Source organism: Microbacterium sp. H37-C3 (genome assembly GCF_027157935.1).
In the GTDB taxonomy this organism is placed as follows: Bacteria; Actinomycetota; Actinomycetes; order Actinomycetales; family Microbacteriaceae; genus Microbacterium; species Microbacterium plantarum.
Window position 1 is genome coordinate 65,454 of sequence record NZ_JAPVLR010000008.1, and the last position, 10,184, is coordinate 75,637.

A 10,184-nucleotide genomic window follows, 5' to 3' on the forward strand; every position below is an offset into this window, starting at 1 on the left:
CATGCTACAGGTGTCTATGTGGAGTGGACGATTCTGGGCCACCCGGCGGTCTGTGAGGCTTCTGAGGCGGACGCTTCACCTCTTCGTGGGCGCGATCACCGCGCCAAGGGCGCTGAGGTTCGCGCCCTCGCAGCCTCGGTGGCGATGTATTAGCTCGGTGTGTGGAGTCTCGTATGGCCAACGGCTGACATAACGTTGATTATCGGCTCATGTTCTTGTCCTGAAACTCGTACAACTTTCAGTCCGAATCAGGCGTACACTGGAGCCATGTCTCTCGCATCTGCTCTGCCGGTTCTGCCTGTGCTGCCTACCTCTGAGGCACGCTCGGTACTGCCCGATGCGCTGCGACGCTTCCGCTCTGAAGGCGCACTCGCTCAGCCGGTCGTGTTCGGAGGCCACCGTCGCGCGGAGGGTGTGGTCATCCCGTTCGAGCTGTACGCCGAACTGCTGCCGGTGATCGAAGACCTTGAGATCGCTCATCTGGTGCGCGAACGCGCTGCCGCCGGCGAGTCCGGATCTCTGTCCGACATTGCAGCGGGCTTGGGGCTCGACCCTGACGACTACCGCTGATGGCGGCACCCCTCAAGCTGACAGCCATCCTCCCGGGCTTCCAGCAGGACATCGACGCGCTCCCTGATCAAGCCACGAAGAAGATGGCGCTCGACATGCTCGTCCTCGTCAGAGACGGCAAGGTTTTCGGGGTGAAGCTCGACTCCCGAGTGGGTACTGGTGATCTTGAGGACTGCTACAAGCTCTACTTCGACCCAGACGGCTCTGGGAAGCCGCGCTACCGTCTGGTGTACAGGTATACGCCTGACGAGATCAACGCGGTCGCCATTGAAGCGGTCGCTGTCGGGCGACGGGTGAATCTCGACGCTTACCAGCGCGCGATCGCCAACCTTGGTCGCTGACAGATACGCCGAAGCGCCGTAACGGCCGTAGAAGGCTGCTGACAGGCCGCTTCGTGGTGTTCCGACTACCACGGGAGGCTACTCATGCGCCTGAGGGGCGCTCAGGGTCTCACAGAAGGTTCGCGATACCGTTGCTCGCGCTTCGTGCAGCCCTCGGCCCCGTACACCGTGACGTGAATGCTCATCGCTCGTGATCCTCTCTGCGGCCCTCGGCCGTCCAGCCGATGCCTCGCTATCGGCTGATACTTGCCGCCCGCACGTCGGCTCGGAGCGGGTCAAGGGCTGGCATCGCCGGGATTCCGCAGGAATCTGCGCAGCACCCTTGATGCATTCCGAGCCGACGTGCTCCCCCGGCGCCGTCAGCGCCGGCAGCTCGAGCAGTTGACATGTACGTGTCAGTAGTGGTGTTAACAGCACTTCGTTCGGCGTGTTGGCTGACACGTGGTGTTGACACCGCTATCGTCGCCGGTATGACCAGACGGCAGATACCCCGAGGCACGCGCGTAGCGTCGGCCCGGTTGTCACTGATCGTGGAGGAAGAGCGCAAGCGCCGCTTCGATCAGATCGCAGCGCAGGCGGGCATGTCCTCCGCGGGATTCTTCGAGGCGGTCGTCGCTCATCTTGAGGAAGATCTGAGCGACCGTGGCGTGCCGAACTGGCTACCTCAGCCCGAACCACACGACGGGGAGCTGCCTATCAGCGACGTCGCATAAACGACTTCGCCCCCCGCAGATGCGAGGGGCGAAAGAGTCAAGTCCGATCCGATGAGTTTGGCGACCTAGCGGATCGATATCCCAAACACCTGCCACATGTGGCAGGCCCTTGGCGTACCCGGACGGGAGTACCGAACGGATGGTTCACATGGTAGCCGTTGCTGCCCCTTTTGCAAGTACTGACGCACCTGACGTTGGCGAGTCGCACTCGCCCCGCTCGTCGTGGGCGCTGCCGGCGCCCACAGGGGCATACGGGCCGCTGCGGGCTTGGGTATCGGGTAACGCGTGGTTTGACGCCGTGATGGACGCTCTGGCCACGCCCGAGGGGGAGGCGCTGCGGCGTGCCGCTCGGGTGGCTGCGGGCACGCTGCTGCGGGTGGCGTACGACGATCGCATGTCGGCTGATCGGTCGACGGGCCGGGACGTCGCGACGGCTCACGAGACGGTCGCAGAGCGGCTGGGTATGAGCGCCAAGACGGTGCAGAGGGCGCGGCTGCTGCTGGAGGCGATGGGGCTCGCGGTGACGGTTGTGGGAGGCCGGTATCTGACGAACGAGGAGCGTGAGCAGGCCCGGCGCGCTCATGGTGGCGACCAAGTGCGCGCCGCGTCGACGCGGGCGCTGGTGATGCCCTCCACTCCCCCGTCTTCGCGCTCGGCGTCGAGGCCGGTGAAACCCGAATCTGTGGAGAATGTCCACCTACCTGTCTCTCCGTCAGGAGAGCAGGTAAGTCACCTTCCTGAATCATCACCAACGCGCATAATGCGCGCTAGGAAAGGCACCGCTCCGCGGCGCCCAGCAATGACGAGAAGGACGACCGAGGCGGCGCCTCGGAGCTTGGCAGTGCAGCAGCTCGCGGCTCGTCTCGTGCAGCGGATGCCGTGGCTCGGAGAGCAGCAGCACATCGGCCGGCTGTGCCGTCTCGTCGATCGGTTGGAGCTGATCGAGCGAGGCTGGACCGCGCAGCAGATCGTCGATCAAATCGAGCGGCACAGCCGCTCGGCGGGGCTGCAAGTGGCTCCGAGAGGCGCCCAGCGGAACCCGCTGGGGTACTTTGCCTGGCTCGTGAATAGAGCTATCTCCTCGGACGAGCTGGCCCCGTTTGAGCAGGTCGCTCGGGAGCGTCAGCAGCGGATCGCGGCCGCTCAGGAACGAGCTGCCGCGGAGCAGGCGCGCCGCCAGCAGATCGCTGCTGAGGCGGCCGCGATCGACGCCGTGATCGCGGCGATGCGTCAGCAGTTCCCGAAGCGAACGAGAACCACACGCCTATTCGTCTGAGTATTCACTCAGCGCGAATAGGCAAACGAACCGAATTGGTTCGTTTGCCCTTGTCCTGCCGTCCCCGCCGCGCTTTGCGCTTGCCAACCACCGGCCCTCAGCAGATACTCTGTTCGGGACGGTGGTTGGCAAGTTCTGGCGGGGACGGCAGGACAAGGGCAGTTCCAAAGATGGAAGGGATTGTGTGGTGGTGAAGGTGGGTGTGCGGTGCAGATAACGGCTCGGGATGAGCGGCTGTTCGAGTGGCTGCGAGAGGTGCGGCTGGCAGATGCGGAAGCGCTGCGGTGGGCTCTGGCTGCTGCTGATGGACGGAGCGAGCCGGTGACTGCGCGGCGGGCTCAGCAGTGGATCGCGCGCGGCGTCGAGGCCGGCGTGATCGAGAAGGCTCGGCCGATCTTTCGCGATGGTTCGGTCGTCTGGCTCTCTCACGCGATGTCGGGTCGAGCTGCACCGAACCTGTTCCGTGCGACGACCCGTCACGAGGTCGCGGTGGCCGCGATCTCGGCACGCTTCATGGCTGCCGGCTATGCGTGGAGCCGGGACCGCCAACCAGCATCGACGAGGGAACACGCGGCGGACGGAATTGCCCGCCGCGGGGAGCGCGTCGAACGGGTCGAAGTGGAGCTGACAGCGAAGACGCTGGCGCGGTACCAGAGCATCCTTCTCGGTCATACGCGGTGGCTCACTGAGGGTGTCGAGCGGGTCGTGTACGTCGGCACGTCAGCAGCGATGCGGGCCGTCTCCCGGGAGGCGGACAAGTGGGTTCACCCGGCGGTCCGCGACCGCCTGGTAACCGTGGCCGCGCTCGACGAGCGGGGCCACATCATGGAAGATCTCGATGCCCTCTGGGCATCGTCGAACACCGCCCCGCCCCTCGGTCGGGGCATCGAGGACGAAGCCGCAGAGGCGCCGCCGGCACTGCCGGCGCCGACCCTGCCGGTATGGGGAGGTCGCGACTGATGAGCCAGCAGAATGCCCAACAACCGCAGTCCACAGACGCGCTGACCGAGGCGCTGTTCGCCATTATCAAGATCGGCCTGGGGGCCGTTCTGGTGTTGGTCTTCCTTCCCCTCGCCGTGCCTCTCCTCGCTGTTGCGGTAACGGGTAACCGGGTAGCTAAGCGTCATTGGTTCTGGGTCACTCACCGCTGGCACCCGTGGGTGAACGCTGCGGCGATCGTGATCGTCGCAGCCGCTTTGACGTGGGAAGGAATCGCCCTGACGGGCTGGATCGTCAGCGGCGACGCTCGCGCCTTCGTGCAGACCGAGGGATGGCCGGCTGCCCTGCTCGGGCAGTGGTGGCCGATCCTGCTGGTGAACCTGCTGCTGGGCGCGCTGCTGCTGCCGGTCGCGTGGGCCTGGCGCCGTCGCCAGCTCGCGGAGCTGGTGCGTGCACGCAAGATCCCCGATGTGCTCACCCAGGAGCACATCGAGAGCGCCCGCAAGCGGGCGGCCGATATCGTCACCGCCCGCAAGCTCGGTCTGAGGCTGGACTCACACACGGGAGCGCTGACGGCGCTGCCCGGTGGGACCACGATCGTCGCCCCGCATCCCGTGCCGTCGACGCGACCGCGCAACGGCGGTGGCCGGGAGAAGGTGACCTTGCAGGGCATCGGGATGATCGAACGCCCCACCATCCGCACCTTCGGTGACCGGATGCAGGACACCCGCCGCGTTCCCGACTGGACCGACCCCGCCGGTCGCTACGTGGTGCTGCCTGAGAGTGCCGGCGCTCAGCGGGTGCTGCTGTTCGCGGAGAGCGGTTCGGGTAAGTCCGTGCTGCTGCACGATGCGATCCTGGCCGTGCTCGAGGTGGGGTGGCCGGTGTTCTTCATCGATGCGAAGGGCGACCCGGACGATGCCGAGAAGCTCGCCGCCGTCGCGGCGTCTCGTGGGCACTCCGTGCTCGTCGGTGAACCGTGGAATCTGTTCACCGGGACCGCGGCCGAGATCACCACGAAGCTGATGCGCACCCTTCCTCAGTCCTCGGGCGATGGCCAGTTCTACAACGACGAGGTGGAATCGGTGCTTAACGCGATTCAGAGCCTCCGCCCGCTCACGGGCATGCGCGACCTGTTCACCCGGCTCAGCAGCATCACGCCCGAGGACGTGCGCGACGGGGTTCAGTTCGCGATGCTCACCGCACCCGTCGACAAGCAGGGCACGCCCCGCGTGTTCCGGGTGCGGGACCGGCTGCTGCTGGCCCTCGGCCCGCTGGAGCCGCACCTGGCGGCGTCGGGGTGGAGCTTCGAGAACCGCACCGCGGATCTCACCATCGTTCCCCTCGCCCCCTCCGACCGAGCCCAGGCCACCGTGGGCGACCTGATGCTCGTCGACCTCCGCCGTTACATGAGCGCAAGGCTCGCCCGCAGAGACAAGACACCCGCGGTGGTCTTCGTCGACGAGTTCGCCCAGCTCGTCACTGACGACAGCGACCCCGGCGACATCGCCGCATCGATGTTCGAAACTGCCCGGTCGGCAGGCCTCGGGCTGTGGCTTGCCGCCCAGTCCGTCGCCGGCGTCTCGCAGGACGAGACACGGCGACGTCGCGCGCTCGCAAGCGGTGCCGCGCTGATCGTGGGTCGCTCAAAAGACCCCGAGGACATTGTGACCTTCGCCGGTACGGCGATGCGGCTCGAATCGTCGGGCGCGGCGACCGGTGAGGAGCTGCGATCGGCGCGAGCTCAACACACCTACGTCATCCCACCCGATGACGTACGCCGCGCGGCCGTAGGGCAGTTCTGGATCGTCCAGGGCGGCGCGATCGCACCGTTCCGGGCGCTCCCCTCCCCCACGATCCCTGCCGGCGCTCAGGCGGCGCCGGCAGCGAGTGAGCCGGAGCCCGCGGCCCCGGCCGAAGATGTGCCAGCCGAAGATGCGCCGGCAGAAACCGGCGGCTCGCAAACCTGAGCCAGCGCCCGGGGCGCTGGGCGGGCTTCGCCCGTAGACGACGGCCGCGATGCGGCCGCAGCCCAGCGCCCTCCGGGCGCACCTTTTTCTGCCGTGAAGCCTTCGGCAGCATACGGTCGGCCAGCCTGAGCGCAAGCGACTCCCCCGAGATTTTCGGCACGCGGTCGCTGCGCTCCCTTATTTCGCGCCGAAATTCTCTCCTCCGCTGCTTGCGCTCAGGCCGTCCTCCCTAGCGGCGACAAGTCGCCTTCACGGCAAAAAAACGTGAAGGGGAGGAGAGAAGATCATGGGCGCAACAACCACAGGCCGGGTCACGGTGTTCAGCCGTGAGGGATGCGTGCAGTGCAACGCCACATATCGGGCCCTCGACGGTCACGGCGTCGACTACCGGATCGTTGACGTCGACGAGCTGCGCGAGGGCGCGGCCGAGGAGCTGCGAGCCCTCGGGTTCACCCGCCTCCCCGTGGTGAAAGTCCCCGGCACTTCGGCATGGTCCGGGTTCCGTCCCGACCTCATCGCAGAGATCGACCCCGAGGCGGTGAACGCATGAGCGCCACCGTCGCCGCTCCCCTGGTCGCCGCAATCGAGCAGGCGTGGGCCGATATCCGCAAGCGTCACCCCGAGGTTCCCGAGGTCGTCGTCACGATCGGCAGCGGGAGCGAGGCAAAGGGGATGAAGCTCGGACACTTCGCCGCAGCGCGATGGGTGCGCGGAGAGGACGAGCTGCACGAGCTGTTCGTCGGCGGTGAGGGCCTGGCCGGGGGCGCCGCGTCCGTCCTCGCGACGCTGCTGCACGAGGCCGCACACGCGGCCGCACAGTCCCGCGGCATCCAGGACACCAGCCGTCAGGGCCGCTACCACAACCAGCGATTCAAGAGCATTGCCGAAGGCCTCGGGCTCACCATCGAGCACGATCAGAGCATCGGGTGGAGCGTGACGACACTCCCCCGTCACACCGAAGCCGAGTACGCCGAGACGATCGCGACGCTGCACACCGCGATCACCGCTCACCGCCGCGCCGAAGCGATCGCCACCGGCGGAGGACGGAAGAGCAACAACAACGGCGCCGCCGTCGTCTGCGGATGCGGGCGGAAGATCCGCGCCTCTCTCAGCGTCATCGAGGCAGGCCCCATCATCTGCGGCATCTGCGGCACCGCGTTCGAATCCGAAGAAAATAGCTAGTCCCCCTTGCATTGCAGTGCTAGGGGGACTAGCATAGTCTTATGACCAAGCGACAGAAGCACCGGGACGTAGCGAAGTTCCTGCGCTCAAAGGGCTGGGAGCACGTGCGAACCAAAGGCAGTCACGAGACGTGGAAATCGTCAGACGGCGCCATGACGCTGGTGATCGCCGCTCACGGCGGCGAGGTGTCCGCGGGCATCGTGCGACAGATTCAGAACGCATTCGACGACACCCCGGCCAACTGGAACTGAAAGGAGCCGACAGATGACCCGACAGCTTGCAGCTCGCGCGTACCGAGACGAAGACGGATGGTGGACGATCGAGATCCCCGAACTCACCAGTCCCTCCCCCGCCGGCGGCACGATCATCGCGACCGGCACCGCGACGACCTTCCGAGGCATCGACAAGGCGGCTCACGAACTCGCAGCGGCGTGGCTCGATGACGACGCGGTAACCGTCGATGTCGACGTCGTGATCCCCGAAGACGTCGCCCAGCTCTGGAAAGACAGCACCGCCGCCGAAGAAGCCGCCCGCGAACAGCAGACCCGCGCAGCCATGCTCCGCCGTGACGCCGTTCGAGCCCTCCGCGCTCAGGGCTACCCCGCAGAGGCCGCGGCGGCAGCGCTCGGCATCAGCCGCCAACGCATCGACCAGCTCGGCAAGGCTGCGCCCGTGCGGACCAGCGAACTCGCGTCGTAAGCGTCTCAGACGAACCGTCTGAGACAGGGCGGTAGCTAGCTGTCTTTCTAGAAAGCTAGCTAGTCAGATAGGCAGAAAGAAAGCTAGCTGGAACGTTAGCTAGAAGGTAGGATGGAAGCATGCAAATCGTGATGGTCTACAGCGAGGCGGGCGGAGTCAGTAAGACGACCGCGGCGGTATCGGTGGCGATGACCTCGGCCGAAGCCGGGCATCGCACGGTGCTTATCGACCTCGACCCACGTGCGGCATCGACGAAGTGGACGCGCACTGAGCCGGTGGGGGAGGGGCTGCACGTTGGCGCGATCCTCGGGGCCAAGGAAGAGCCCACTGGTTGGGCGCAGGATCTCGCCGTGCCGAGCCGTTGGCATGAGCTGTTGCGCGTGATCCCCTCCGCTCGTGACCTCAGCAACCGCGAGAGCGAGCGCGACGACTACGCCGAGCTGCGGCTCAAGGCGTCGCTGGTCGACCTCGACGCCGACGTTGTGGTGATCGACTGCGCGAACCGTCAGGGCGGTCCTCTGACGCTGTCTGCTCTGCACGCCTCGGATCGGGTGCTGTACGCCGCTACGGCGTCCGATTCGGGCATCGATGGGGTGACCGGTGCGAAGCGCACCGTGGAGGCGTTCAGGCGCAGCATGGCGCGCCTGGGAGCGGCAACCGGGATCGAAGAAGCCGGAGTCACGATGACCCGCGACGGCACGGGCTTCTTGTCCTACGCCGAACAGGACGCGATCGACCAGGTGCGCGAGCTCGCGCCGATTATCGAGCCGATCGTCCCGCACCTGGCGATCGTTCCCGAGGTCCGCATGGCGGGGGAGTGGTACGGCGCGTACCGCAAGGGAACGCCGGTGCGAGAGGCATACAGCGAAGTGATGCGAAAGGTGATCCGATGACCGCGAACCAGCCCGACCGGCCCGCCCGTTCCCGCCCACGTCCCGCTCCCGACGCCGGGGTTGACCCGATCGATTACAAACCCAGCCCCGCACCGACGCCGGCGCCGGCAACCGTGTCCAAAAGCCCTGTCGAGGGCAAGGGCGCCGAGGCGCCCGCGGCAGCCCCGTCGCCTGCTCCGACGACGAACACGCGGTTCGCGGCATCGCCCGCGCCGGCCCCCGTGGCTGGGGGTTCGGAAGTGACCGTGCAGCTCGCGACGCGCATCAGCCCCGACGTCGCGGCCGTGCTCGATGCCGCAGTCGCGCGCGAGAAGGCAAGGCGCGGAAGCAAGGCGTCAAAGCGCGTCCTCATCGAAGAAGCGATCCTCGCGCTCTGGAGCCAATAGCCGCAGCGCCCAGCTGACCATCATCCATATGGATGAGATCCATCGGAAAAATTGGGCGGCCTGATCAGCCCGGTGGCGCGGCCACACAGCGACAGGTCTCGCGTTGAGAGCCGCCTTGAATGGCGTGGGGCGGCTTGCGACGTAACGCGTGCGGCATGGGGCACAAGGAGTATGTGTCTCGACGGCTGCATGTCATCTCGTATGACCGTGCACCGATCCCAACCTCACCCCAGCGTGAAAGAAGATGCGGAGCGATCGATGAAGAAGTCCCGACTCATGGCAACTGGAGCAACCGCAGCGGTTTTGGCTCTCGTAGCGACCGCCCCGAGCTATGCCGCCGAACCGGGGGGCGAGGCTACAGGGAGCCCGCCCACCGCTGTCTCTGCTCCCGCCACTGCCCGGGTCGACGTGCCCCTCACTTCTCATCAGCGTCTTCAGGATGTTGTGAGCATGGAGGAGGCTCTCGGCTACCCCGTTTCGGCGTTCCGGTTCGAGAACGATGTGGTGGTCGGTGAGTACTCCCCGAGCTCTGGCGTGGACGTGGAGACGTATCTCGCGGAGTTCAACGATCTCTATGGGACGCAGCCATAGATATCTCACGTTGTTGTAGAGATGCCGACGGAGCAAGCGAAAAGCCTCTACATGTCTAAGGGGCTCACCGTGAGTCCGCCTCTCAGCTCTACAGCTCGTTCCTCGAGTTACGTTGCCCCGGCTGCCGATCCGGCACGCATCGAGCAGCTGTTCGAATCTCGTCGGGAGCGAGCAGGAATCGATATGGCAGGCGTGGACCAGCAGGCGAGGGGCGCCGCCCGGGCGGCCACGCGTTGGGAGCCCACCTCGGTCGACGTCCAGATCACAAGACCCACCAGCAGCACTGTTCTGTTCGATCAGTACTTGAACTGGTACCCGGGTCAAGCTTCCACAGATGTCATGAACGGCGAGGACGGATGGGAAGCCGAGGTGAACGTGTACACAGATGCGTCGGCTTACCAGGTCAACCAACGTCCTAACTGCTCGGTCGCTGCGGCCAACTACAAAGATCGACCGTTCGCGAAGAACTACGGGTGGAACTGGTCGGTGATGTACGACTCGGGCTTCGGCTTGAACCCGCTGCCCTCGCGTCTCGGCGCATACGCCGACTACAACGATCTCTTCGACGAGTGCAACCGCAACTCGATTGGCATCGGCATCCGGAGCCCGCAAACTCTCGGCGCG

At 66.1% G+C, this 10,184-nt stretch carries 14 protein-coding genes; all 14 read left to right on the forward strand.

Translation table 11 applies throughout. The annotated features are described in order from the left end of the window. Nucleotides 1–267 precede the first annotated feature (267 nt). Nucleotides 268–570 carry a hypothetical protein gene (locus tag O1W71_RS15855; RefSeq protein ID WP_269268781.1) on the forward strand — a complete coding sequence of 101 codons (303 nt, stop codon included), beginning with the start codon at nt 268–270 and terminating at the stop codon, nt 568–570. Next, a complete protein-coding gene (locus O1W71_RS15860) occupies nt 570–911 on the forward strand; it encodes a hypothetical protein (protein ID WP_269268782.1) in 342 nt (113 codons plus the stop codon). Before O1W71_RS15855 ends, O1W71_RS15860 begins: the two co-directional genes overlap by 1 nt. 518 nt (nt 912–1,429) lie before the next feature. Further along, nucleotides 1,430–1,624: a hypothetical protein gene (locus O1W71_RS15865; protein ID WP_269268783.1), complete on the forward strand. Its 195-nt coding sequence runs from the start codon at nt 1,430–1,432 to the stop codon at nt 1,622–1,624. Between the two features lie 841 nt (nt 1,625–2,465). Beyond that, on the forward strand, nt 2,466–2,900 hold the full coding sequence (locus O1W71_RS15870; RefSeq protein ID WP_269268784.1) for a hypothetical protein: 435 nt from the start codon (nt 2,466–2,468) through the stop codon (nt 2,898–2,900). Between the two features lie 207 nt (nt 2,901–3,107). Next, the gene (locus O1W71_RS15875; RefSeq protein WP_269268785.1) at nt 3,108–3,860 is read left to right on the forward strand and encodes a hypothetical protein; all 753 of its coding nucleotides are present in this window, start codon (nt 3,108–3,110) and stop codon (nt 3,858–3,860) included. Beyond that, nucleotides 3,860–5,809: a hypothetical protein gene (locus O1W71_RS15880; RefSeq protein ID WP_269268786.1), complete on the forward strand. Its 1,950-nt coding sequence runs from the start codon at nt 3,860–3,862 to the stop codon at nt 5,807–5,809. Before O1W71_RS15875 ends, O1W71_RS15880 begins: the two co-directional genes overlap by 1 nt. A gap of 286 nt (nt 5,810–6,095) precedes the next feature. Then, on the forward strand, nt 6,096–6,359 hold the full coding sequence (locus tag O1W71_RS15885) for a glutaredoxin domain-containing protein (RefSeq protein WP_269268787.1): 264 nt from the start codon (nt 6,096–6,098) through the stop codon (nt 6,357–6,359). Then, complete coding sequence (locus O1W71_RS15890; protein WP_269268788.1) at nt 6,356–6,991, forward strand: hypothetical protein; 636 nt, start codon at nt 6,356–6,358, stop codon at nt 6,989–6,991. Before O1W71_RS15885 ends, O1W71_RS15890 begins: the two co-directional genes overlap by 4 nt. 41 nt (nt 6,992–7,032) lie before the next feature. Then, entirely contained in the window at nt 7,033–7,242 is a 210-nt protein-coding gene (locus O1W71_RS15895; RefSeq protein ID WP_269268789.1) for a type II toxin-antitoxin system HicA family toxin, read from the forward strand. Between the two features lie 13 nt (nt 7,243–7,255). Further along, the gene (locus O1W71_RS15900) at nt 7,256–7,690 is read left to right on the forward strand and encodes a hypothetical protein (protein ID WP_269268790.1); all 435 of its coding nucleotides are present in this window, start codon (nt 7,256–7,258) and stop codon (nt 7,688–7,690) included. Nucleotides 7,691–7,809: 119 nt separating this feature from the next. Beyond that, nucleotides 7,810–8,583, forward strand: coding sequence for a ParA family protein (locus tag O1W71_RS15905; RefSeq protein ID WP_269268791.1), 774 nt, complete (start codon nt 7,810–7,812; stop codon nt 8,581–8,583). Further along, nucleotides 8,580–8,969 (forward strand): hypothetical protein, encoded by a 390-nt coding sequence (locus tag O1W71_RS15910; RefSeq protein ID WP_269268792.1) that lies wholly within the window; start codon nt 8,580–8,582, stop codon nt 8,967–8,969. The genes O1W71_RS15905 and O1W71_RS15910 overlap by 4 nt, the downstream gene beginning before the upstream one ends. A gap of 258 nt (nt 8,970–9,227) precedes the next feature. Further along, nucleotides 9,228–9,560, forward strand: coding sequence for a hypothetical protein (locus O1W71_RS15915; RefSeq protein WP_269268793.1), 333 nt, complete (start codon nt 9,228–9,230; stop codon nt 9,558–9,560). A gap of 69 nt (nt 9,561–9,629) precedes the next feature. Next, nucleotides 9,630–10,184: hypothetical protein (locus O1W71_RS15920; RefSeq protein WP_269268794.1), on the forward strand; the 555-nt coding region annotated here is incomplete at its 3' end.